The sequence below is a fragment of the Subtercola sp. RTI3 genome (assembly GCF_035018625.1).
GTDB lineage: Bacteria > Actinomycetota > Actinomycetes > Actinomycetales > Microbacteriaceae > Subtercola > Subtercola vilae.
In genome coordinates, this window is the sequence record NZ_JASJXO010000001.1 from 115,905 (window position 1) to 139,200 (window position 23,296).

A 23,296-nucleotide genomic window follows, 5' to 3' on the forward strand; every position below is an offset into this window, starting at 1 on the left:
ATCTCTGCACAACAAGGTAAGACGATAGCACGGAACCGAAGCCACCAAACGCACATGCCACGCTCGCGCTGCCGGTAGCGTGAAGGCATGACGTCGACGAGCGAAACTCCGCTAGACCGCACCGCCCACATCACCCGTGACCTGATTCGCTTCGACACCAGCAATTACGGCGATGGCAAGTCGAACGGCGAGACCATCGCGGCCGAATACGTTGAGGCAGAACTGCGGGCCCTCGGCCTCAGCCCGACCCTGTACGACGCGGCTCCCGGCCGCACGAGTGTGCTGGCGCGGGTCGAAGGCTCCAACCGTGACGCACCGGCCCTCGTCGTGCACGGCCACCTCGACGTGGTTCCCGCCATGGCCGACGACTGGTCGGTCGACCCGTTCGGTGGCGAGATCCGCGACGGGATGGTCTGGGGTCGAGGCGCCGTCGACATGAAGAACATGGATGCCATGATCCTCACCGCTCTCGGGGAGATCCTCGGCAGCGGCCGGCAGCCGGCGCGCGACCTCGTGGTGGCGTTCTTCGCCGACGAGGAGGCCGGGGGAGTGTTCGGGTCGCATTTCATGGTGCGCGAGCATCCAGACGTCTTCGAGGGCGCGACAGAGGCCATCAGCGAAGTGGGTGGGTACTCGATCGACCTCGGCGGGCAGCGCGCATACCTGGTGCAGACCGGCGAGAAAGCACTCATCTGGATCAAGCTCGTCGCCCGAGGCAGGGCCGGTCACGGTTCGCAGATCAACGACGAGAACGCCGTGACGCGCCTCGCCGGCGCTGTCGCCCGCATCGGCAGCCAGGAGTGGCCGGTCAAACTCACGAAGACCACCCGCCAGCTGCTCGACAGCGTGGCCGCCATTCTCGGCCACGATCCGAAGCAGGTGTCAGCCGAAGAGCTCGCCATCGCCACCGGAACAGCGTCGCGCTTCATCTCGGCGACGCTACGGGCGACCACGAATCCCACGCTGCTGAGCGGCGGCTACAAGGTCAACGTCATTCCCGATCGCGCAGAGGCGCTCGTCGACGTGCGCGTGCTGCCCGGCGACGAGGTCGAGGTGATGGCGCGCATCCGCGAACTGGCCGGGCCCTACGTCGACGTGGAGGTCATGCACCAAGATGTGGGCCTCGAGACCGACTTCACCGGGCCGCTCGTCGACCAGATGATCGCCAGCCTGCAGAAGCTCGATCCTGGCGCAGAAGTGCTGCCCTATCTGCTCTCGGCGGGCACCGACAACAAGGCGCTCAGCATGCTCGGAATCAAGGGTTACGGCTTCGCACCCCTGCAGCTGCCGCCTGATCTCGACTTTCCGGCGCTCTTCCACGGGGTTGACGAGAGGGTGCCGCTGAACGCACTAGTGTTTGGCACAGATGTTCTGACCGACCTTCTGCTGCGGTACTGAAAGAGAGCAATGCAACTTCTCCAAGCGATCATTCTGGGTCTCGTTCAAGGCTTGACAGAATTTCTGCCCATCTCCTCGAGCGCGCACGTGAAGATCGTGGGCGAGCTCATCGGAGCCGGCGGCGACCCGGGCGCGGCCTTCACCGCGATCATCCAGCTGGGCACAGAGGCAGCCGTTCTGGTGTTCTTCTGGCGCGACGTGGTGCGCATCGTGTCGCGATGGGTGAAAGCCCTCTTCGGTCGCATTCCCCGCAGTGATCCGGATGCCCGCATGGGCTGGCTCATCATCATCGGGTCTCTGCCCATCGTCATTCTCGGGCTCATCTTTCAGAACGCCATCGAAACGACGCTGCGTTCGCTGTGGATCGTCGCGGTCACCCTCATCGTCTTCGGAATCCTGCTCGGCATCGCCGACGCCGTGGGTGCCAAGAAGCGTCGCCTGAAAGACCTCACCTACCCGCACGGCGTCGTCTACGGGCTTGCCCAGGCACTCGCCCTCATTCCGGGCGTCTCCCGCTCGGGTGGCACCATCACCGCCGGGCTGTTCATGGGCTACGAACGCAAGGCCGCCGCGCGGTACTCGTTTCTGCTCGCCATGCCGGCCGTGTTCGGCAGCGGGCTCTTCCAGCTCTACAAATCGGTGAAAGACCCCTGCACCAGCGCGCTGGCCGGATGCACGCCGGAGATCTTCAACGGAGCCGAAACCGCCGTGGCCACCGTCGTGGCCTTCGTGGTGGGGCTCGTGGTCATTGCGTTCTTCATGAACTACATCTCCCGGCACAGCTTTCTGCCGTTCGTCGTCTACCGCGTGGCCCTCGGTATCGTGCTGATGGTGCTGCTCGCGACGAACACGATCGCGGCGTAGCGAGCTCGGCAGAGCACCCCGCGGTTCGGCCGCCCGCCGCCGGGCCGTTAGAGTTTGAGAGTGCATTCCTGGCGCTCACCCGACGTTCCAGCGCTACCGGGCCCCGGCCCCGTTCCGCGCCTCTTCAACCAAGCGACGGGTACGGTCGAACCCGCTCCCGGTACCGACGGCACCGCTGGACTGTACGTCTGCGGCATCACGCCGTACGACGCCACGCACCTCGGCCACGCGTCGACGTACCTCGCCTTCGACACGCTGAACCGCCTCTGGCGTGACGCCGGTCTCACCGTGAACTACGCACAGAACGTCACCGACATCGATGACCCTCTGCTTGAGCGCGCGGCGGCCACGGGCGTCGACTGGCGTGAACTCGCCGCCTCGCAGACCGATCTGTTCCGCGGCGACATGGTGGCGCTTCGCGTCATCGCACCGCAGCACTACATCGCCGTCACCGAGGTCATCGACGAGGTCTCCGACGCAGCAGCAGCCCTGCTCGCCCAGGGTTTCGCCTACACGGTCGAGACCCCCGATGCACAGACGCCGGGCGACAGCGACCTCTACTTCGATTCCCGCCGGGCCGACCAGGCAACGAGTTGGTTTCTTGGCCTCGAGAGCCGCTACGACCGAGACACGATGCTCAGCCTCTTCGCCGAGCGCGGGGGAGACCCCCTGCGCCCCGGCAAACGCGACCCCCTCGACCCGCTGCTCTGGCGAGCCGCCCGCGAGGGCGAGCCGTCGTGGCCGTCGCTGCTGGGTGCGGGGCGTCCGGGCTGGCACATCGAGTGTTCGGTGATCGCGCTGCAGCACGTGGGCACGTCGTTCGCCGTGCAGGGCGGTGGCAGCGACCTCATCTTTCCGCACCACGAGTTCAGTGCCGCGCACGCGACGGCGTTGACGGGGCAGCCGTTCGCGAGCATCCACGCCCATTCGGGCATGGTGGCCTACGAGGGCGAGAAGATGAGCAAGTCGCTCGGCAACCTCGTGCTCGTGTCGAAGTTGCGGGCGGCGGGGGTGGATGCCCGCGCCATTCGCCTCGCACTGCTGGCTCACCACTATCGCAGTGACTGGGAGTACACCGACGCCGACCTCGAAGTCGCCTCAGGGCGCCTGGCCCGCTACACGGCGTGGCTCGACGGATCGGGTGACGCCAGCACGGCCGACTCCGACGCGGCGGCCCTCGTCGAGCGCCTCCGCGAACGCCTTTCGAACGACCTCGACACACCTGGCGCCCTCGCCGAACTCGATGCCTGGTTCGACACTGCGACGGCCGTGCCCGACCTGGTGGTCGACGCGATCGACGCCCTGCTGGGCATCCGGCTCACCGCGCCGTAACGCAACTCAGTCGCGGGAGCGCCAGGGCTCTGCGGTGCCGCCGGCGGGCCCATCGCCGCCGCGCTTGCGGAGGTAGCGCTCGAACTCCTGTGCGATGGCCTCGCCGCTCGCCTCTGGCGAATCGACGGTGTCGCGCGCCTGCTCGAGCTGCTGGATATAGCCGGCCATCTCTTCGTCTTCGCCGGCGAGGGCGTCGATGCCCGTCTCCCAGGCCGACGCCTCGTCGACCAGGTCGCCGCGCGGGATGGTCACGTTGATGAGTTCTTCGAGCCGGTCGATGAGGGCGAGGGTAGCCTTGGGCGACGGGGCGTTGTGCACGTAGTGCGGAACCGATGCCCACACGGTGACCGTCGGGATGCCGAGAGTCTCGGCGGCCTCGCCGATCACACTGAGGATGCCCACTGGCCCCTCGTATGTGCTGCGCTCGAGGTCGAGCTCGGTGCGAACGGCAGCGTTCTCGCTGGTCGAGAAGACACTGATGGGCCGGGTGTGCGGCACGTCAGCGAGCATGGCACCGAGAAAGACGATTCCGGTGACACCCGCGTCGACCGCGACCTGCATCACTTCGGTGGTGAACCGGCGCCAGTTGCGCGAGGGCTCTGTGCCGATCAGCAGGTACACGTTGCCGGTGTTGCCGCTCGACACGTCGAGGCCTGCATCGGCGGCGAGGTTCTCGTCACCCTCGTCTGCATCGGCAGGCCCGTACACCTCGGCCGTCGGCCACACCAGGATGCGTTGGCCGTCGTCGTCGAAACCCGCGGTCGGCCGGTTGAACTGGTAGTCGAAGAAGTCTTCGGAGTCGACCTCGGCGATGAGTGAGACGTCGAGCTGTTCTTTGAGCACGCGAACGGCCCCGGTAGCCGCCTCGCCCGCATCGTTCCAGCCCTCGAAGGCGACGACCATCAGTCGACCGCTCAGGAATTCTTTGGAGTCTGCCACCGTGTGAAGAACCTCTGACTTTGAGCCCGGCGAAACGGTTCCACCGGGGATCCCTCAAGGATAGGCCGTCAGGCTCCCGGCGCGGGTGGGAGTGCCCTGTAGGCTGGCTTGCCGTGACTGAACTGTATCCCGCCGCCGTTCTGTGGGACATGGACGGCACCCTCGTCGACACCGAGCCCTACTGGATGAGCGCGCAGAGCGACCTCATCGAATCGTACGGCGGCACCTGGAGCCATGACGAAGCCCTGCAGCTCGTCGGCTCCGGGCTCGGGCGCACCGCCCAGACCATGCAGGCGAAGGGCGTGACCCTCTCCGAAGACGCCGTGATCTCGCTGCTGACCGACCGCGTGATGGAGCAGATCACCGTGAGCGTGCCGTGGCGCCCGGGAGCCAGGGAGCTGCTGTCGGCCATCCGTGAGGCGGGCATCCCCACCGCCCTCGTCACCATGTCGATCGGCCGCATGGCCGAGCACGTGCGCTCGTTCATCGGGTTCGATGCGTTCGATCTGGTCGTCTCCGGTGAGAGCGTCACCCACGCGAAGCCACACCCCGAGGCCTACCTCATGGCCGCGGCCGCCCTCGGTGTCGACCCGATCGACTGCGTGGGAATCGAGGACTCCATCGCCGGTGTCACCTCGTCGGCCGCTGCCGGCATAACGACGATCGGCGTACCGCACTACCTCTCACTCGACACCAGCCCCGCCCACGTTCTCTGGCCCACCCTCGTCGGTCGCACGGTGGCCGACCTAGCAGAGGCGCACTCCCTGCAGCGCGCAGGCGACCGGATGCCCGCTGCACCCCTCACCGAAAGCCCCCACTCATGACAGCCCAGCTCAGCGGAGCCTTCCGTGCCGGTGACCGCGTTCAGCTCACCGGCCCCAAGGGCAAGCTCAACAGCATCACCCTCACCGTAGGAGCCACCTTCCACAGCCACCGCGGCTGGATCAACCACGACGACCTCATCGGCCTGCCCGATGGGTCTGTCGTCGAGAACTCGAGCGGTGTCGAGCATCTCGCCCTTCGCCCTCTGCTCACCGACTTCGTCATGTCGATGCCGCGGGGCGCCGCCATCATCTACCCGAAAGACGCCGCGCAGATCCTCGCCCAGGCCGATGTGTTCCCGGGCGCAACCGTGGTCGAGGCCGGTGTCGGCTCCGGAGCCCTCTCGCTCTGGTTGCTGCGCGCGCTCGGCCCCACCGGCCGGCTGTCGTCGTTCGAACGTCGCGACGAGTTCGCAGACATCGCCCGTGAGAATGTCGCCGCGTTCATGGGTTACGACCCCACCAACTGGAGCGTCACCGTCGGCGACCTCACCGACGCTCTGCCCGAGACCCACGAGCCCGCCACCGTCGACCGCGTCATTCTCGACATGCTGGCTCCCTGGGAGTGCATCGAGGTGGCCGCCGCCGCCCTCAAGCCGGGCGGTGTGGTGCTCTGCTACGTGGCCACCGTCACCCAGCTCTCGCGCGTGACTGAGACCATCCGCAGCACGGGCCTCTTCACAAACCCAGACCCCAGCGAGACCATGGTTCGCACCTGGCACGTCGAGGGCCTCGCCGTTCGCCCCGATCACCGGATGATCGGCCACACCGGCTTTCTCGTCACCGCCCGCAGGCTCGCCCCCGGCTCGGTTCTGCCCGAGTTGAAGCGCCGTGCCTCGAAATCCGATTATGACGACGCCGACGTCGAGGCGTGGACCCCCGGGGCCCTCGGCGAACGCGGCATCAGCCCGAAGAGCCTCCGCAAGCGCGTTCGCGAGGCGAGTGCCAGTGGTAACGCGGCCCGCGACCGTGAGGCGGCCGACCCCGCCGACTCGGTCGAAACAGACAAGTTAGAATAGGCGCGCTCCACTCGTGAGCCGAATACCCCGAAGTGAAATGAGGATCCGTGCGTAAGTCCGTCGCGCTCATCGTGGCCGCTGGCCTGCTTGCCACCCTTGCCGGGTGCAGCTCGTCTGGCAGCTCCGCCTCCGGATGCACACCCCAGCTCTCGGCGGGTGACGCGTCGAACACCATCGCCGCCGCCGGCGCCTTCGGCACGGCCCCCACGGTCACCGTGAACACTCCGCTGCACACCGCAGACAGCCAGTCGACCACGCTCATCACGGGTACGGGCCCGCGTGTCGAGACGGGTGACTACCTGCTGGGTGAGTACACCTTCGTCGACGGAGCCACCGGTGCCGTCGTTCAGAAGTCGGCGTACAACGGCTCCGACTCGGCCGGGTTCGTCGTGGGCAAGCTCGACACCCTTCCCGGTCTCGATTCCGCTGTGGTCTGCGCGACACAGGGCTCGCGCCTTGCCGTCGCCATGGCGCCCATTCAGAGCACGACCTCCGCCACCCCGTCGACCGACTCGATCGTCGCCGTCTTCGACATCACCACGGTCTTCCCGAGCCGCGCCGACGGCGCGGTACAGCCCGCACAGGCCGGCTTCCCGAGCGTGGCCCTCGGCCCCGACGGTCGCCCCGGAATCACCATTCCCTCGGGTTCGCTGCCCACCAGCCAGCAGGTCGCCGTTCTCAAGAAGGGCAGTGGGCAGACCGTGGCCGAGGGCGACCATGTCGTGTTCAAGTACACCGCCGTCGTGTGGGCCGACAAGTCTGTCGCCAAGACCACGTGGGATGACGGCGTTCCGGCCGCCGCCACTGCCTCATCGAGCGCACCCCTGGCAACCAACATCGTGCCGGCACTCGTGGGCCAGACCGTGGGTTCGCAGTACATCGCGGTCGTGCCGCCGAGCGCCGGCTACGGCGACACGGCATCGACCACTCCCGTCATCCCGGCGAATTCGACTCTCGTGTACGTGGTCGATGTGCTGGGCATCCTGCCTGCCGCAGCCGCTCAGTAGCGGGCACAGCCTAAAATGGCAGAGTGACCGACAGCCAGGGGGCCGCTCCCGTTCCCGTTGAAGAGCGGCTCTTCAGCCTTGTGCTCGCGCTGCTCGCAAGCGAAGCCGGGCTGACGAAGAACGAGATTCTGTCGACCGTGCAGGGCTATCGCCAGCGTTACGCCTTCGCAGGCGACAATGCGAGCCTCGAGCGGCAGTTCGAGCGTGACAAAGACGACATTCGAGAACTCGGCGTGCCGCTCGAGACCATCGAGCCGCTCGATGAGCCGGGCAGCAATCACCACCTGCGCTACCGCATTCCCAAGGGCGCGTACGACCTGCCCGCCGACATCTCGTTCTCGCCCGAAGAGATAGCGCTGTTGAACCTGGCCGCCATGGCCTGGCGCGAGGGCTCTCTTTCGCGCGAGTCGCGCCACGCCCTCCTGAAGTTGCAGTCACTCGGCGTGGAGTCGGTCGAACCCGTTCTCGGCTACGCGCCCCGCATCAGAACCCGCGATGCCGCGTTCGATCCGCTCACCGATGCCCTGGCGCGACGCGTACTGGTGCGCTTCGCGTACCTGAAGCCCGGCGACCTGTCGCCTCGGGAACGAACGCTGGCACCGCTCGCCCTCGTGCAGCACCAGGGGAGATGGCACGTGACCGGCATCGACCAGGGCGTGGGCGAATCGCGTACCTTTCTCCTCTCGCGCATCGTGGGGCCGGTCACACGCACGCGCACCGGGTTCGTCAGCGACCAGACCGACGCAGCCGAACAGGCCCTCGCAGACCTCGACCTCATCTGGGCCGCCAATACGGCCATCGTGCGCGCGCAGGCCGACTCCGACGCCGAGACGAGGCTGCTGAAGCGCCGGGGCAGCGAACGGGGCGAGGGCGGCGAGCTCACGCTTCACTTCACTGACCTGCACCTGCTCGCCGACGACCTGGCCGGGTTCGGCCCCGAGGTGTACGTGGTGGCTCCGCCCGAGCTGCGGGCCGCGGTGCGACGACGACTCGAACTGACCGTGGCCACGCACGCGCAGCCGGCGAACGAGGCTCGCCGCTCGGGCGCCGACGAGACGAATGACAAGAGGGGAGCATCCGGTGCAGAAGAAACCGTCTGACCCCAATTCGTTCGTACTCGCGCAAGACAAGTTGGCCTTTCTGCTGGCGCTCGTGCCCTACCTTCTCGACCGCGACCGCGTTTCGGTCACCGAGGCAGCGGCGCACTTCGAGGTCTCGCCCGAGCAGGTGCGGGAAGCCGTGCGGCTGATTGCGGTGTCGGGCGTACCCGGCGAGACGACCCAGTACCAGCACGGTGACCTGTTCGACATCGCGTGGGACGACTTCGAAGACAGCGACGAGATTCAGATCACCCACCGGGTGGCGCTCGACGACTCGCCGCGGTTCTCGGCGCGGGAGGCCGCCGCCCTGCTCGCCGGGCTGCAGTACCTGCAGGCGCTGCCCGAGACGCTCGACAGCGCGGTGCACGCCTCGCTGATGGCGAAGCTGGCCCGCGGCGCGTCGGAGGCCCCCAGCCAGGTGTCGGTTGCGCGCTCGGAGGCGAGCGAGAGCCTCGTCACCATTCGCCGGGCCGTCGAAGCCGGTACGCAGGTCGAATTCGACTACGTGAGCTCGCGGGGCGACCGCGAACACCGTATCGTCGACCCGCTGCGCATCGATTCGAACAACGATGACTGGTACCTGCGCGGCTGGGATCACGGGCGCCAGGCCATCAGAACTTTTCGCCTCGACCGCATGGCCCAGCCGACCGTCACCGACACAGCCAACACCTACCGGCCGGGCGACCTGGCGCTGCCCGACACCCTGTTCGACGGCTCGGGCGACACGCAGGGCGTCGTGCTCGAGGTGAATCCGGCCGCGATCAGCCTGTTGGGGGAATACCTTGCCGAGGGCGAGCTGCCCGTGATCGACGGCGCCGTACTGCGGGTCACCGTGCGGGTTGCGCACATCCACGGTCTGAAACGGTTGGTCGCAAGTCTGCCCGGCGTCGTGCGCGTGGTGGCGCCCGCCTCGGCTCGTGACGCGGTCCGCACCTGGGCGGCAGCGGCACTCGACCCGTATGACGCTGACGAACAGGGCCGGGGCGGTAGTCTTCTCTGATGCAGTGGTGGGCGTGGGTGATCATCTGGGCGGGCCTCGGGCTCTGCCTCGTCGGCATGCTCGCGTTCTTCGCAGTACGCCTGTTTCGAAAGGCCATGCGAACCCTGGGCGAACTGACCGACCTCGGCGAGAAGGTTGCGAACATCTCCGCCACTGTCACCGAGCTGGAGCTTTCGGTCAGCGACAACGCTATTCTGTTGGGATACCCCGTGATGTCGCGTCGGCGCGAGGTAGTGAAGCGTCGCCGAGACGACAGAAAGCAACTTCGCAGGGAGAAAACGCTCGAGCGGGGTAAACTGCTCGTACGAACCGATTTTAGACAAAGGACGTGGCCTCATGCTCGGTAACCTTCAGGGATGGCACCTGATTGTCATTCTCGCCATTGTTCTGCTTCTTTTCGGCGCACCGAAGCTTCCGGGCCTCGCTCGCAGCGTGGGCCAGTCGATGCGCATCTTCAAGTCTGAAGTCAAGACCATGAAGACCGACGACCCCAAGAGTGCCGACGCCGAGACGGCTTCGAGCGTGGCAGACCCCGCACCGCTCGCGACTCCGGTCGAGGTTCGTGCGTCTGACATCCACGCTTCAGAAGCCAACCCAAAGTCCTAGCCTCCGGTGGCTATCGAGCCTAAAACCAAGCCGCCGAAGAAGAAGAGTGCGAGCCGCGACGGCAGAATGTCGCTCGGCGAGCACCTCGTCGAATTTCGCAAGCGTATTTTTCGAGCGGTGCTCGGCATCCTCATCGGCGGTGTGGTCGGGTGGCTGCTCTCCGACCAGATTCTGGTCGCTCTGAGTGCACCCGTCAGCGCCATCACCAACTCTCAGGGGCGCACGGCGTCTCTGAACTTCACCGACATCTCCGAAGCGTTCGACCTGCGCCTGCAGATTGCCATCACGGTCGGTGTCGTCATCTCCTCGCCGATCTGGCTCTACCAGATCTGGGCGTTCCTGGTTCCCGGCCTCACCCGCCGGGAGAAGCAGTACGCGGTCGGCTTCGTGCTCACCGCTGTACCCCTCTTTCTCGCGGGCTGCGCGGCTGGCTGGTACGTGCTGCCGCACATGGTCGCCCTTCTCACGGCGTTCGCGCCCAGCGACACGACCGCCATCATCAGCGCACAGACCTACTACTCGTTCGTTTTGAAGCTCGTGATAGCCATCGGTATCGCGTTCGTGCTGCCGGTACTGCTGGTACTGCTGAACTTCGCCGGCATTCTGAGTTCCAAGTCGATTCTGAAGTCGTGGCGCATCGCCATTCTCGTGATCATTCTCTTCACGGCCATCGCCACCCCCGCTGCTGACGTCTTCTCGATGTTCCTGCTCGCGATCCCGATGATCGTGCTGTTCTACAGCGCGGCCTTCATCGCCTGGCTCCACGATCGTCGCAAAGCAAAGAAGCAGGAGAAGTTCGACTCCGAACTGGTTGTGCCGTAATGGTCACCCCGCCGCCCGTCGGCGCCGCGAGTCTGTCGGCTGCCGAGCGGTACGCCCTCAGCAAGACACGCAGTGCGAACCCCGTGGTCGATGAGTTTCGGCAGGGGCTGAAGTTCGATCTCGACCCGTTTCAGATCGAAGCCTGCCGACTCGTCGAAGCCGGGAACAGTGTTCTGGTCGCCGCCCCCACGGGCGCCGGCAAGACCATTGTGGCCGAGTTCGCCGTCTTCATGGCCATGCAGCAGCGTTCGGCCAAGGTGTTCTACACCGCACCCATCAAGGCGCTCAGCAACCAGAAGTTTCAGGAGTTCGTGGCCGAGTACGGCCCCGACGAGGTGGGCCTGCTGACCGGTGACACCAATGTGAACCCGACCGCGCGCATCGTGGTCATGACGACCGAAGTGCTGCGCAACATGCTCTACGCCGAGTCTGACCTGCTCGCGAACCTCGCGTTCGTCGTGATGGACGAGGTGCACTACCTCGCAGACCGGTTCAGGGGCGCGGTGTGGGAAGAGGTGATCATCCACCTGCCCACCTCAGTGAGACTGGTCTCGCTGAGCGCAACGGTCTCGAACGCAGAAGAGTTCGGCGACTGGCTGCAGGCGGTTCGTGGTGACACCGAGGTCATCGTCTCTGAGGAGCGACCCGTACCCCTCGATCAGCACATGCTCGTGCGCCACAAGCTGCTCGACCTCTTCGATGCGACCGGCCAGGCCGCAAGCAGCCGGGTGAACCCCGAGCTGATGCGCATTGCGCGATCGACCGGTGCGCCCCAGACGCGCGGCAGGGGCGACCGTCGTGGTCGTGATGCCAATACGAAGCACCGCCCGCACCACACCCAGGCACCCCGCATGGACAGGGGCGAGGTGGCAGCCCTGCTCGACGAGCACAACCTGCTGCCGGCCATCTTCTTCATCTTCAGCCGGGTGGGCTGCGACCAGGCCGTGAAGCAGGTACTGCGGGCCGGGGTTCGTCTCACCACGACCGAAGAGCGCGAGGAGATTCGCTACATCGTCGACCAGCGCTGTCGCACCCTGCTCGATGAAGACCTCGCCGTGCTGGGCTACTGGGAGTGGCTCGACGGTCTCGAGCGCGGTGTCGCGGCCCACCACGCCGGGCTGTTGCCGGCGTTCAAAGAGGTTGTCGAAGAACTCTTTCAGAAGAAGCTCGTGCGCGTCGTCTTCGCCACCGAGACGCTTGCCCTCGGAATCAACATGCCAGCCCGCACCGTGGTGCTCGAGAGCCTCGAGAAGTTCAACGGCGAGGCCCGGGTGCCCATCACGCCGGGGGAGTACACCCAGCTCACCGGGCGGGCGGGGCGACGAGGTATCGACGTCGAAGGTCACTCGGTCATCCAGTGGCGCGATGGTGTCGACCCTCAGGCCGTGGCCTCTCTCGCCTCCCGCCGCACGTACCCGCTGAACTCGAGCTTTCGGCCCACGTACAACATGGCGGTCAACCTCATCGACCAGTTCGGCCGCTCGCGCACGCGCGACTCGCTCGAGCTGTCGTTCGCACAGTTTCAGGCCGACCGGGCCGTCGTCGACCTCGCCCGCAAGGTGCGCCAGCAAGAAGAGACCCTCGCGGGCTACGAGAAGGCCATGACCTGCCACCTCGGCGACTTCACCGAGTATGCGGCCCTTCGCCGCGATCTCAGCGATGTCGAACGCTCGGGCGCCGGCCGTGCTGACTCGCAGAGCCGCGCCGAGCGCGACAGCCGCCAGAAGAAGATCACCGATCTGCGCCGCCAGATGAAGGCGCACCCGGTGTCGAACTGCCCCGACCGCGAGAACCACGCCCGCTGGGCTGAGCGCTGGTATCGGTTGAAGCGCGAGACCGACCAGCTGGTCGCACAGATCAACACCCGCACAGGCGCCATCGCGAAGGTGTTCGACCGCATCAGCGAGGTACTGCTGCAACTCGAATACCTGCAGCAGGATGACCAGGGCGAACTCGCTCTCACCCCCACCGGCAAGACTCTCAAGCGCATCTACGGAGAGCGTGACCTGCTGGTGGCGGAGTGCATCCGGCGCGGTGTCTGGGCAAGCCTTGACCCGGCCGGGCTGGCCGCCATGGCCTGCGCACTGGTCTACGAACCTCGGCGCGATGAGAGCGACATGCCCGAGCGTTTTCTGCCGCGCGGGCCGTTCAGGGGAGCGCTGGAGAAGACGCAGGAGCTCTGGAGCGACCTCCAAGAACTCGAGACACGGCACAGACTGCCCGGCACCTCGCCCATCTCGGTGGGGCTCTCGAAGCCGATGCACGAGTGGGCGCGGGGCGCGAGCCTTGACACCGTTCTCTACGACGCCGATCTCGCGGCCGGCGACTTCGTGCGCTGGACCAAGCAGACCATCGACCTGCTCGACCAGCTGCAGAACCTCTCTGATGTGAAGGTCGCGACGACAGCGCGCCTGGCACTCGATCTCGTCAAGCGCGGCATCGTCGCGTACTCGTCAGTAGCGTAAGGCACTCCGGATGACCGCTTCACTGCTCAATCGACCCACGAACCCGGGGGCACCCGCGCCCCGCGCACGCCTGGCCGCGGCCCTCGCCGAGCCGGTGCGCCCACTGTTTCCGCTCTGGCTCGCGTGCCTGACCGCCCTCGGCGCCGGAATCGCACTGAAGAGCGGTTTTCCCGGCCAAGACGTGTGGCCGTTGACCCTTCTGGGTGTCGCACTCATGCTCATCAGCCTCATCGGTCGCACCTGGAGGAGCGCGGTTCTCGTGGGGCTCGTCGGCGGACTGACATTCTGGTGCGCCCACATCTCGTGGCTGACGCTCTACCTCGGCCCGGTTCCGTGGCTGGCGCTGGCCATCGTCGAGGGTGTCTTCTTCGCCATCGGCGCCGTCGCCATCGCCGTCGTCTACCGGTACGCCGACGCCATCTGGCCGACCCGGCTGGGGCGCCTCGGTGTGCTGCCCGTGGTCATCTCGGGGTTGTGGGTGGCGCGAGAGGCCATCACCGCCGTTGCCCCCGAGGGCGGCTTCTCGTGGGGCCGCGTGGCGTTCTCGCAGTCGACGAGCCCGTTCGCGTCACTCGTCGCGTGGGTGGGCATCTCAGGTCTGAGCTTTCTGCTGGTCTGGCTGGTCGCCTTTGTCATCCAGCTGGTGCGCGAAGGGCGCGCCGCCGTAGTGGGCCGCGCGACACTAGCCGTCGCCGCCGCCGCCCTGTTGCTCGTCATACCCGCGTGGGCCGCGCCCACGTCGGGAACGACGCGCATCGCGGCGGTTCAGGGCAACACCAAGTCGGGCCTACTCGACCGGGTCGTGCAGGGCGACAACCTGAACGCTCATATCACCGAGACCCTCAAGCTCGAGGGCCAGCAGGTCGACATGGTGGTGTGGCCCGAGAACGCCAGCGACATCGACCCAGAAGCGTCTCCCGTTGCGGCCGAAGACCTCGACTTCATCAGCTCGATCATGAAGGCCCCGCTCGTGGTGGGAACCATCGCCGAGCGCGATGGAAAGTACTACAACACGTCACTGCTGTGGGAGAACGGCTCGGTCGCCGACTACTACGACAAGCGGCATCCGGTGCCCTTCGCCGAGTACATGCCCGCACGGCCCCTGTTCTACGCTCTCGCGCCCGCCCTGGTGAGCATGGTCACGCGCGACTACACCCCGGGCACGACCAGCACGGTCATGAACGTGAACGGGGTGCCAGCGGGTATCTCCATCTGCTTCGACATCACCGACGACCAGGCCGTGCAGTCGATGGTCGACGAGGGCGCGCAGGTCATACTCGCGCAGACGAACAATGCCGACTTCGGCCAGACCGATGAGAACCTGCAGCAGCTCGCCATCGCGCGCCTGCGGGCCATCGAGACGGGCCGCAGCGTGGTGAACATCTCGACCGTGGGCCACAGCGCGATCATCGCTCCCGACGGTTCGACCATCGATTCGCTGACACCCTACGAACCGGGCGCCATGGTCGACAACGTTCCGCTCTCGACCACCGTGACCCCGGCCAGCCTGTTCGGAAAAGGCGTCGAGCTGCTGGTGTCGGGCCTCGGCGTGGCCGGGCTCGTCTTCGCCCTCGTCGCGGCAGCGCGACGGCGCCGACGCGCGCGCTGAGCACTGCTGCACAACCGTACAGCCGCACTGCTCAGCAGACGACTGCCGTTAAAGAACAAGCGCGCCCCCCATAGCTGCGATCTATGAGAGGCGCGTAAGTCAGGTACGGGGCCGCTACGCTCCGATTTTCTGCTGGCCGCGACGGGCCCGCAGATAGTCGAGTCGCTCTTGAAGAAGATCTTCAAGCTCGGCCCGGGTTCGACGTTCGAGAAGCATGTCCCAGTGCGACCGAGGAACTTTGGCCTCAGCGCGGTCGAGAACGACGACGTCAGAACCGATCATCAAGATCGCCTCGTTGCTGTCGAACTTGCATTCCCAGGTGTCAGGTGCCTCGGCGTCAGCCGAGAACACCATTTCGGTCTCTTTGCCACAGGTGCTGCAAAGATATGTGTGTGTCATGCGCGGGGAGAATACGACTCCCTCTTCACTCTGGAGGCTTTGGCCCCCGAGTCTCATTCCGCGCAAGCTGCGATCTGCCATTGTGTGGTCTCCTCCCGCTTCGCTTACCTCTGTATAAACCCCGGGGCTGGGAGCTACATTCGCCCTCTGAGCTATTAACAGAACACTCCCAGATAGGTTCTCGGGGTATTAGGCCTTGACTTCACAGCCGTCGTTCTACCGCAAGTCGAAGTGCGATGTCGGCGCGATCGGTCACCAGTCCGTCGACACCGAGTTCGAGCAGCGAGGTCATCACGGCCGGGTCGTTGATGGTCCAGACGTGCATCTCGACGCCGGCGGCATGAATCGACGCAATGACCCTCGGCGCTGTGACGGTCAGCCCGAGCGCCTTCTGCGGCACCTGCACAGCATCGACGCCCCGCAGCACAAAGCGCACGACCGGTCGGAGCCCCAGCATGGCGGCGATCAGAGCGGTGGCGAAAAGACGCGCCGAGGCGGAGGTCGCCACGCCCGGCAGCTGCCGCACGGCGGCCCTTCGCCGTTTCTCTGAGAACGAGGTCAGCAGCACTCGGTCGACGGCACCGGCCCGCCGGATGGCTTCGACCGTGGGTGTCACGGCGTCGGCGGCCTTCAGATCGATGTTGAAACGAGTGCCGGGAAACGCCTGCAGGACATCCTGAAGCCGGGAGAAACCGCGCCCGGCGCCGAGGTCGAGCGCTTCGAGCGACGCGAAGGGCGAACCGGCGATGGTGTCGGTGCTGCCGAGCAGGCGGCCGAGGCTCGGGTCGTGCGCCACAACGGCGACACCGTCGAGCGAGGCGTGAACGTCGAGTTCGACGTACACCGCCCCGGCCTCGACAGCGGCCCGAAACGAGTCGAGCGTGTTCTCGGGAAAATCGAGCGCAAGGCCCCGGTGCGCGAAGATACGGGGCCGCTCGGGGGCGAAGAACGCCCCCGGCTGCCTACTCGTCGCTGGTCTTGTTCGAACTGCGGTCACCGAAGGCCTGACCTATGCCTTTCAGCGCCTCTGTCAGCTCGCTCGGAATGACCCAGAGCTTGTTGGCGCTGCCCTCGGCCAGCTTCGGCAGGGTCTGCAGATACTGGTAGGCGAGCAGCAGCTGGTCGGGCTTGCCACGGTGGATGGCCTCGAACACGGTGGTGATGGCCTGCGCCTCACCCTCGGCGCGGAGAACTGCCGCCTTCGCGTCACCCTCGGCTGAGAGGATGGCCGACTGGCGGTGACCCTCGGCCGACAGGATGGCCGACTGCTTGGTGCCCTCGGCGGTGAGAATCACGGCGCGGCGCTCCCGCTCGGCGCGCATCTGCTTCTCCATCGAGTCTTGAATCGACAGGGGCGGGTCGATGGCCTTGAGCTCGACCCGGCCGACCCGGATGCCCCACTTGCCGGTCGCTTCATCGAGCACGATGCGCAGTTTGCTGTTGATCTCGTCGCGGCTGGTGAGAGCCTGCTCGAGGTTCAACCCGCCGACCACGTTACGGAGGGTGGTGGTCGCGAGCTGTTCGACGGCCCCGAGGTAGTTGGCGATCTCGTAGGTGGCCGCCCGGGCATCCGTCACCTGGAAGAAGACGACGGTGTCGATGGAGACCACCAGGTTGTCTTCGGTGATGACGGGCTGCGGGGGGAACGAGACGACCTGCTCGCGCAGGTCGATGAGCGGGCGCAACCGGTCGATGAACGGAACCAGCAGGTTCAGGCCGGGCATGAGGGTCTTGTGGTACTTGCCGAGCCGCTCGACGACCCCAGCATTGGCCTGCGGAATGATGCGAATGGCCTTGGCGAGGGTGACGATGACGAATATGACAATGATCACCACCACGATGATGGCGACGACGGAGCCGATGTCGGAATTGCTCACAGTTGCACTTTCTCTTCGGGAGCGACCAGTGCGGTCGCCCCATCGATTGCTTTCACGTAGACGAGCGAGCCGGGCAGCAGTTCGAGGGCACTGGCGTTCGGGAAGACCCGTGCGGTCCAGGTGTCGCCGTTGCTCAGTTTGACACTGCCCGATTCGGTGGTGACGGCCGCGAGAACGCGGGCCTCGAGACCCAGCAGCGCTTCGACGTTGCTCTTGGTCGGGTCGCTGCCGTGCCGGAGGCGCCGCAGCAGCGGGGGCCGGATGCTGAAGATCAGCAGCAGCGCTATGACGCCGGCAATGGGGATCTGCAACAGAAACGGGGCACCCAGGAAGTGCGAGACGAGGCCGCCGATGCTGCCGATGGCCAGCATGAGAAAGATGAGGTCGAGCGTGAGTGTTTCGACGACGAGAAAGATGAGGATGAGCGCCAGCCAGATCACCCATGCGTACGAGGCCATGAATTCGGCCATCACGTGCTCCTTTGCTTGTCGATCTTCATACGAAACTACCAGTTGGCCCCCGGCGGATACGAAGTTCACAGCCACTGCCTTGGTAGTCTCGATGCGGTGCACGCGCGTGACGCACCACTGTTTACAATTCACTCGATTCAAGGAGCACGACGTGTCAAACCCTCTCTCCCCCCAGTCGCTCGAGGGCAAACGGGTTCTCGTCACCGGCTCGTCGCGTGGTGTCGGCGCCGACACCGTGGCGTACTTCGCAGAGGCCGGCGCGAGCGTTGTCATCAACTTCCGAAACAAAGAGGCGCGGGCCGTGAAGCTCGCCGACACGCTGCGGGCCGGGGGAGCGAAGGCCATCACGGTGGGGGCCGACCTGACCGACGCCGGGTCGGTTGCCGTGCTGTTCGAGACGATCCGCCGCGAGCTCGGCGGGCTCGACGTACTCGTACTGAACGCCTCGGGCGGAATGGAGAGCGGTATGGCTGCCGACTACGCCCTCACGCTCAACCGTGACGCGCAGGTCGACCTGCTGACCGCTGCTCTGCCGCTCATGCAGCCGGGCTCCCGCGTGGTGTTCGTGACGAGCCACCAGGCGCACTTCATCCGCACCACCGAGACGATGCCCGAGTACGAGCCCGTCGCCCTCAGCAAGCGTGCCGGCGAAGATGCCCTTCGCGACATGATTCCCCGGCTCGACGAAGCGGGCATCTCGTTCGTCGTGGTCTCGGGCGACATGATCGAGGGCACGATCACGGCAACCTTGCTCGAGCGTGCGAACCCCGGCGCCATCAGTGCACGCAAGGAGTCGGCGGGTCGGCTGTACAACGTGGCCGAATTCGCTGCGGAGGTGGCTTCGGCCGCCGTCGACCCCATCCCCGAAGACCACACGCGTTACGTGGGCGACACCAGTGACTTCGCCCGCGCCTGACGCCGAGCCGGGGCACGGGGCTGGTCACTACGACTTCACCAAGTCGCGGGTGCTCGTCTTCGACGCCGACGACCGCGTACTGCTGTTTCTGACGAAGCCGCCGGTCGACACCAACCCCATCCGTTGGGTGACTCCGGGCGGGCACGTCGAGCCGGGCGAGACGCATCCCGAAGCCGCGGTGCGCGAACTCTTCGAGGAGACCGGCCTCGTGGTGAGCGAAGCCGAGCTGGGCGAGGCGATCTGGTCGCGCGAATTCAGCGACGAGCGTGCGCCCGGGGTCTTCAAGACGAACTACGAGCAGTGGTTCGTGGTTCGCACGAAGCAGTTCACTCCGTCGAGCACGAACTGGACCCCGGAGGAGCACGTCGACATGGTGGCGAGCCGCTGGTTCTCGGCCGCAGAACTCGACGCTCTGGCCGAGGTCGGCGAGCCGTATGAGCCCGACGAACTGCCGGAGATCATCCGGGCAGAGGTGCAGTCGTAGTCTGGATGCCCGGGGCGACATTCGCTGATTTATACTCAGCTTCGTACTAGAGTTGGCGGGTCAGAACTCGTACCGAGGCCGAGAGGAGGCCGCGCATGGGCACCCTTCCCCCGAAACCGCCGACCGAGTAGGCGACCGTCGCCGGGCGCCGGCACCTGCCGGGCGTCGGGTATCTGCCGGGCGTCGGGTATCTGCCAGGCATTGTCAGGCCGCCGGCCACGGCTCGCCGGCGTGGGCGCGAAAGTGTTCCTCGTCGGGTGGGGGAGAGTCGCTGGCGGTGGCATCAGTCACCACGGGTGCATTGCCGATGAAGCGATGTGCCTCGTCGCCGATGAGCACCCGCGGCGGCGGCGTTTCAGCCGAGAGAGATCCGGTCGAGACCGCGAAGCCGAGCGGGCTGTCACTCGCGAAGAGCACGACGTTGCCGATCTCGGTGTTCGACGTCATATCGTGGCGTACAACCACCGCGACATTTGTGAACAGCGCGGCGAGCGTCGCCGCCTGGCCGCGGGAGTCCACGAAGCCGGGCCCGTCGAGGAGGTTGACGGCCAGAAGTGCGCCCGGGGCCATACGTCGGGTGACGAGGGCGTAGAACTCGAGGCTGGCCACCCGCGCCGAGATGACGGCCCCAGCCCACAGATCGACGACGGTGACGTCGGCGCAGACATCAACATCGAGGTCGGCCCGCGCGGCGAGGTCGCGGGCATCTCCGTAGAGCAGACAGATGTCGTGGCCCGCCGGCAGCGGTAGCACCGCGAGCATGGCCCGCGACAATTCTTCGTCGCGCTCGACGACCCATTGCACCGAGCCGGGCCTGGTCGCCGCGACATAGCGAGGCAGGGTCAGGGCGCCACCGCCCAGGTGCGCCACGCTGAGCGGCACACCCGGTGCCGCCCACGCGTCGATGGCTCGGGCGATGACGCGAACGTAGTCGAACTCCAGCACGGTGGGGTCGGTGAGCGACACCTGCGACTGCAGAACCCCGTCGACGGTGAGCAACCAGGTGCCGGTTGCGGCGTCGACGAGGGTCAGTTCGGTTGGGGGCTGGGCGGGCATCCACCCAGCCTACAAAGTCAACGTGAGGTTTTGGCGACTTTCACGGGGCGGCCGAGAGTGAACGCCGACATGCCCTGAAAGACGCCCAGGATGATGAGCGTGTACGCAGCGAAGACGGTGAGTACGGCGAGCGACCACAGCGGCACGAAGATGAACACAATGCCGGCGATGAGCGACAGCACGCCGCTCAGGGTGCCGAACCAGCGCGACGAGTCGTTGACGGTCTGGGTGAGGGCGATGATGCCCTCGGTGATCCACGAGATACCGATGAGCAGCGCGAGCACAACCAGAGACGAGAGCGGGTTCTTCAGCGCGAAGACACCGGCCACCAACAGAAACACGCCGAGAATGACACTCAGTACACGCACACCCGACGAGAGCGACCCGTTCACGATGCCCACGACAACGCGCACGAGACCCACCACGAAGAAGTAGAGCCCGAAAAGGAACGCCACGACCTCGAGCGTCGAACCCGGCCATACCAGTACCACGATGCCGATGATCACCGAGAGAACGGCGCCCACCCACAGCGCCGTCTTGAACCACCGGATGGCGCTCGGCGGAATGTCTTCGGTGTGAAACGAGAATCGAAACAGACTCGGCTGCGGTACTGACACGGTAACCCCCTGGTGGTGCTGATGTGATGGTGCTGATCTGACGAGCAGATCTCAGAGATCTCTCTGACTCCACAACTTACCCGAACGGGGGAGGGCCCAGGAAAGCGCGCCCGTGCGGCGATCAACCTTCGCCGATGTCTTCGTTCCAGAGCACCGGATGCCCGGCGATGAACTCCCGCATCTCTCCGATCAGCGTGGCATCGTTCAACACGCTCACCTCCACGCCGTTCTCCGCCAGCCACTCCTGCCCGCCGAGAAAGTTCTGATCGTCACCCACGACGACCCGCCCGATGCCGAACTGGCGCACCAGCCCCGAGCAGTACCAGCACGGTGAAAGCGTGGTGACCATGACGGTGTCGCGGTAGCTCCTCTGTCGGCCGGCGTTTCGAAAGGCGTTCGTCTCGGCGTGCATCGCCGCGTCGTCGTCTTGCACGCGGCGGTTGTGTCCACTGCCGAGAAGGGTGCCGTCGGCGGCGAAGAGCGCGGCGCCGATCGGGATGCCGCCCTCGGCCGCACCACGGCGGGCCTCGGCTGCCGCGACGGCGAGCTTCTGGGCATCCGTCGCGTAGATGTCGCCGACACTCATGCGACAGTCTGTGCGTCGTCGCCCGCGGCCAGAGGTGCACCGAGCTGGGGTTTGACGGCCGCGAACAGCACGGCGTACAGCACCGCGGCGAGCACGAAGCCGACTACGGCCGTGAGGTCTCCGACGCCGGGAGCGGCAGCGGGAACCACCCCGATGAAGAACGACTGGTTGGAGAACAGCCAGATCGAGACCACCAGGCTCACCACGAACGCGATGATGCCGGCCGGATTGCGGTACCTGGCCGTGTCGCCGACGATCGAGGCGATCTCGGTGCCGCGCCTCAGAAACCGGTCGACGAAGACCACGCCGAGCCACGGGGCTATCCAGTAGGCGATGACGAGCAGGAAGTTCTCGTACTTCTCACCCGCATCGGCCAACGCGCTCCACGCGATGAAGAAGCCGATGACTCCGAACCCGAGCGCCACGAGCGCGCGCCTCAAGGCGAACGGTATCGAGATGCCCGCCGCAAGGAACGACATGGCTCCCGAGTAGATGTTCAGCGAGTTCGCGGCGATCGCGCCCACCGCGATGGCGACGAGCGTGAGGTCGCGGATGACCGTGGGCATGCTCGACGTGAAGGAGGTTGTGGGGTTGGTGGGGTCGAACCCCGCGATGGTGGCAGCCGCGGCTCCGGCCGCCATGAGCACCGCGCACGACACGAAGTTGCCGAGGCCGGCGGCCCACGCGATGGTGCGCCTTCTCGTCGCCGTGGGCAGGTAGCGGCTGTAGTCGGCCGCGTACGGGTTCCAGCCGGCTGCGTAACCGAAGGCGGCCCCGGCGGCGAGCGTGAAGCCGCCGAACGAGAAGCCGCTGCCCCCGGCCACGAAGCCCAGGTCAGCGTGCACGAAGATGGTCACGGTCGCGGTGATGAAGATCGCACCGAGCACGTAGCTCGCGTAGCGCTCGAACAGCTGTACAAGGTCGTGCCCGACGAATGCGACGGCCACCTCGACAACCACAACGATGAGCAGCGCCAGAACGGTGGGCATGCCGGTGAGGGTCGACAGCGCGAACGCCCCGCTGACCGAGTTCACGGCGAACCAGCCGAGCCCGGCCATGACGGTGTTGATGGCCGCGGGCAGAATGTTTCCCCGGTAACCGAACGCGGTGCGGCTGAGCACCATCTGCGCGAGGCCTTCGCGTGGCCCCCAGGTCGACAGGATGCCCTGGGTCAGCGCTCCCGCGGCACAGCCGAGCACGATCGCGGCCATGGCCTGCCAGAAGCCGAGCCCGAAGAACGCAATCGCGATGACGCCCACGAAGACGGTGGCGAACTCGAGGTTCGGTGCGCTCCACGTGGCGAACAGCTGCCAGGGCGATCCGTGACGGCGTGCGGCAGGGATCGCCTCGATTCCGCCGGGTTCGATCCGCGTTGGCGAAGCTTCGGCGGATGCACGAGTGAGCGTGTGGTCGGTCATGCAGAAATACTAGGCGCAGCGTCGGCCGGTGTCTCTGCCCTGGCGCTTTTGTGCTGCGGCGTCTACGAGACGGGTGCCGCCGCGACGCCGGATGACCCGAGCAGCGTGTCTGCAGCGATCTCGATGACTACGCGGCGCGGGTTCACGCCCGGTTGCCGGTAACGGGCCGCGTACAGCTGTACGGCGTGGGCCACGGCGGCCGGGTCACGATCGATGCGGGCGGGGCCCGACAGCGACAGCCAGCGCGCGCCTTCGACCTGGGCCACGGTCGCGTGGCCGGCACGCTCGACGTTTCGCACCTTCTGCGTCTCGTCTGAGGTGATGATGCGCACGAGCCCGTTCTCGAACGTGAAACCGACGGGAACCGAGTGGATGCCCCCACTGCGGCCGAGCGTCGACAGGATGGCGAGGTGGCGCTGAACGACGAAGTCGAGCCCATCGGGCGAAAGCAGAACGGTCATAGTGTGCTCAATACTGCACCAGTGTCGGCG

25 protein-coding genes are annotated in these 23,296 nt (G+C 66.3%); 15 read left to right on the plus strand and 10 right to left on the minus strand.

The annotated features are described in order from the left end of the window. Window positions 1–87: 87 nt before the first annotated feature. From QN358_RS00645 to mshC, 3 genes are read left to right on the plus strand one after another with little or no spacing between them, the layout of a single operon-like run. Entirely contained in the window at window positions 88–1,398 is a 1,311-nt protein-coding gene (locus QN358_RS00645) for a M20/M25/M40 family metallo-hydrolase (protein ID WP_136640460.1), read from the plus strand. 9 nt (window positions 1,399–1,407) lie between these two features. After that, window positions 1,408–2,262, plus strand: a complete 855-nt coding sequence (locus QN358_RS00650) for an undecaprenyl-diphosphate phosphatase (RefSeq protein WP_136640459.1) — start codon at window positions 1,408–1,410, stop codon at window positions 2,260–2,262. A 60-nt stretch (window positions 2,263–2,322) separates the two neighbouring features. After that, the gene (mshC, locus tag QN358_RS00655) at window positions 2,323–3,594 is read left to right on the plus strand and encodes a cysteine--1-D-myo-inosityl 2-amino-2-deoxy-alpha-D-glucopyranoside ligase (protein ID WP_136640458.1); all 1,272 of its coding nucleotides are present in this window, start codon (window positions 2,323–2,325) and stop codon (window positions 3,592–3,594) included. 6 nt (window positions 3,595–3,600) lie between these two features. On the opposite strand, the gene QN358_RS00660 is transcribed toward mshC, so the two are convergent. Then, window positions 3,601–4,533, minus strand: coding sequence for a proteasome assembly chaperone family protein (locus tag QN358_RS00660; RefSeq protein WP_237280205.1), 933 nt, complete (start codon window positions 4,531–4,533; stop codon window positions 3,601–3,603). Between the two features lie 113 nt (window positions 4,534–4,646). On the opposite strand from QN358_RS00660, the gene QN358_RS00665 reads away from it, so the two are divergent. From QN358_RS00665 to lnt, 10 genes are read left to right on the plus strand one after another with little or no spacing between them, the layout of a single operon-like run. Then, a complete protein-coding gene (locus QN358_RS00665) occupies window positions 4,647–5,357 on the plus strand; it encodes an HAD family hydrolase (RefSeq protein WP_237280204.1) in 711 nt (236 codons plus the stop codon). Beyond that, window positions 5,354–6,373 carry a tRNA (adenine-N1)-methyltransferase gene (locus tag QN358_RS00670; protein ID WP_136640457.1) on the plus strand — a complete coding sequence of 340 codons (1,020 nt, stop codon included), beginning with the start codon at window positions 5,354–5,356 and terminating at the stop codon, window positions 6,371–6,373. The genes QN358_RS00665 and QN358_RS00670 overlap by 4 nt, the downstream gene beginning before the upstream one ends. Window positions 6,374–6,420: 47 nt before the next feature. Beyond that, window positions 6,421–7,380 (plus strand): FKBP-type peptidyl-prolyl cis-trans isomerase, encoded by a 960-nt coding sequence (locus QN358_RS00675; RefSeq protein WP_136640456.1) that lies wholly within the window; start codon window positions 6,421–6,423, stop codon window positions 7,378–7,380. A gap of 23 nt (window positions 7,381–7,403) precedes the next feature. Further along, window positions 7,404–8,480, plus strand: a complete 1,077-nt coding sequence (locus QN358_RS00680) for a helix-turn-helix transcriptional regulator (RefSeq protein ID WP_136640455.1) — start codon at window positions 7,404–7,406, stop codon at window positions 8,478–8,480. Further along, on the plus strand, window positions 8,461–9,480 hold the full coding sequence (locus QN358_RS00685) for a helix-turn-helix transcriptional regulator (protein WP_237280203.1): 1,020 nt from the start codon (window positions 8,461–8,463) through the stop codon (window positions 9,478–9,480). Before QN358_RS00680 ends, QN358_RS00685 begins: the two co-directional genes overlap by 20 nt. Then, window positions 9,480–9,827: a hypothetical protein gene (locus tag QN358_RS00690; protein ID WP_136640453.1), complete on the plus strand. Its 348-nt coding sequence runs from the start codon at window positions 9,480–9,482 to the stop codon at window positions 9,825–9,827. The genes QN358_RS00685 and QN358_RS00690 overlap by 1 nt, the downstream gene beginning before the upstream one ends. Then, window positions 9,817–10,086, plus strand: coding sequence for a Sec-independent protein translocase subunit TatA (gene tatA, locus QN358_RS00695; protein WP_136640452.1), 270 nt, complete (start codon window positions 9,817–9,819; stop codon window positions 10,084–10,086). The genes QN358_RS00690 and tatA overlap by 11 nt, the downstream gene beginning before the upstream one ends. Window positions 10,087–10,092: 6 nt before the next feature. After that, the gene (gene tatC, locus QN358_RS00700; protein ID WP_323511159.1) at window positions 10,093–10,908 is read left to right on the plus strand and encodes a twin-arginine translocase subunit TatC; all 816 of its coding nucleotides are present in this window, start codon (window positions 10,093–10,095) and stop codon (window positions 10,906–10,908) included. Next, window positions 10,908–13,373 carry a DEAD/DEAH box helicase gene (locus QN358_RS00705; protein WP_323511161.1) on the plus strand — a complete coding sequence of 822 codons (2,466 nt, stop codon included), beginning with the start codon at window positions 10,908–10,910 and terminating at the stop codon, window positions 13,371–13,373. The genes tatC and QN358_RS00705 overlap by 1 nt, the downstream gene beginning before the upstream one ends. A gap of 10 nt (window positions 13,374–13,383) precedes the next feature. Then, a complete protein-coding gene (gene lnt / locus QN358_RS00710) occupies window positions 13,384–14,982 on the plus strand; it encodes an apolipoprotein N-acyltransferase (RefSeq protein WP_136640450.1) in 1,599 nt (532 codons plus the stop codon). Window positions 14,983–15,096: 114 nt separating this feature from the next. On the opposite strand, the gene QN358_RS00715 is transcribed toward lnt, so the two are convergent. The 4 genes from QN358_RS00715 to QN358_RS00730 form a co-directional block, all read right to left on the minus strand. After that, window positions 15,097–15,462: an RNA polymerase-binding protein RbpA gene (locus QN358_RS00715; RefSeq protein ID WP_136640449.1), complete on the minus strand. Its 366-nt coding sequence runs from the start codon at window positions 15,460–15,462 to the stop codon at window positions 15,097–15,099. A gap of 121 nt (window positions 15,463–15,583) precedes the next feature. Next, window positions 15,584–16,378, minus strand: coding sequence for a glycerophosphodiester phosphodiesterase family protein (locus QN358_RS00720; RefSeq protein WP_136640448.1), 795 nt, complete (start codon window positions 16,376–16,378; stop codon window positions 15,584–15,586). Continuing rightward, a complete protein-coding gene (locus QN358_RS00725; RefSeq protein WP_136640447.1) occupies window positions 16,344–17,258 on the minus strand; it encodes an SPFH domain-containing protein in 915 nt (304 codons plus the stop codon). The genes QN358_RS00720 and QN358_RS00725 overlap by 35 nt, the downstream gene beginning before the upstream one ends. Continuing rightward, window positions 17,255–17,728, minus strand: a complete 474-nt coding sequence (locus QN358_RS00730) for an NfeD family protein (protein WP_323511165.1) — start codon at window positions 17,726–17,728, stop codon at window positions 17,255–17,257. Before QN358_RS00730 ends, QN358_RS00725 begins: the two co-directional genes overlap by 4 nt. A 151-nt stretch (window positions 17,729–17,879) precedes the next feature. Between QN358_RS00730 and QN358_RS00735 the strand changes: the two genes are divergently transcribed. Together QN358_RS00735 and QN358_RS00740 are read left to right on the plus strand one after the other, a co-directional pair. After that, window positions 17,880–18,644 (plus strand): SDR family oxidoreductase, encoded by a 765-nt coding sequence (locus tag QN358_RS00735; protein WP_136640445.1) that lies wholly within the window; start codon window positions 17,880–17,882, stop codon window positions 18,642–18,644. Beyond that, window positions 18,625–19,128, plus strand: coding sequence for an NUDIX hydrolase (locus tag QN358_RS00740; RefSeq protein ID WP_161580312.1), 504 nt, complete (start codon window positions 18,625–18,627; stop codon window positions 19,126–19,128). The genes QN358_RS00735 and QN358_RS00740 overlap by 20 nt, the downstream gene beginning before the upstream one ends. A gap of 204 nt (window positions 19,129–19,332) precedes the next feature. Here the strand turns inward: QN358_RS00740 and QN358_RS00745 are convergent, their stop codons facing one another. From QN358_RS00745 to QN358_RS00765, 5 genes are all read right to left on the minus strand, one after another. Then, window positions 19,333–20,184, minus strand: coding sequence for a fused MFS/spermidine synthase (locus QN358_RS00745; RefSeq protein WP_323511167.1), 852 nt, complete (start codon window positions 20,182–20,184; stop codon window positions 19,333–19,335). A gap of 17 nt (window positions 20,185–20,201) precedes the next feature. Beyond that, on the minus strand, window positions 20,202–20,801 hold the full coding sequence (locus QN358_RS00750) for an HdeD family acid-resistance protein (protein ID WP_161580311.1): 600 nt from the start codon (window positions 20,799–20,801) through the stop codon (window positions 20,202–20,204). A gap of 121 nt (window positions 20,802–20,922) precedes the next feature. Then, a complete protein-coding gene (locus QN358_RS00755; protein WP_136640441.1) occupies window positions 20,923–21,387 on the minus strand; it encodes a nucleoside deaminase in 465 nt (154 codons plus the stop codon). Beyond that, complete coding sequence (locus tag QN358_RS00760) at window positions 21,384–22,805, minus strand: purine-cytosine permease family protein (RefSeq protein WP_136640440.1); 1,422 nt, start codon at window positions 22,803–22,805, stop codon at window positions 21,384–21,386. The genes QN358_RS00755 and QN358_RS00760 overlap by 4 nt, the downstream gene beginning before the upstream one ends. Before the next feature lie 62 nt (window positions 22,806–22,867). Then, complete coding sequence (locus tag QN358_RS00765; protein WP_136640439.1) at window positions 22,868–23,266, minus strand: pyridoxamine 5'-phosphate oxidase family protein; 399 nt, start codon at window positions 23,264–23,266, stop codon at window positions 22,868–22,870. Between the last annotated feature and the right edge of the window lie 30 nt (window positions 23,267–23,296).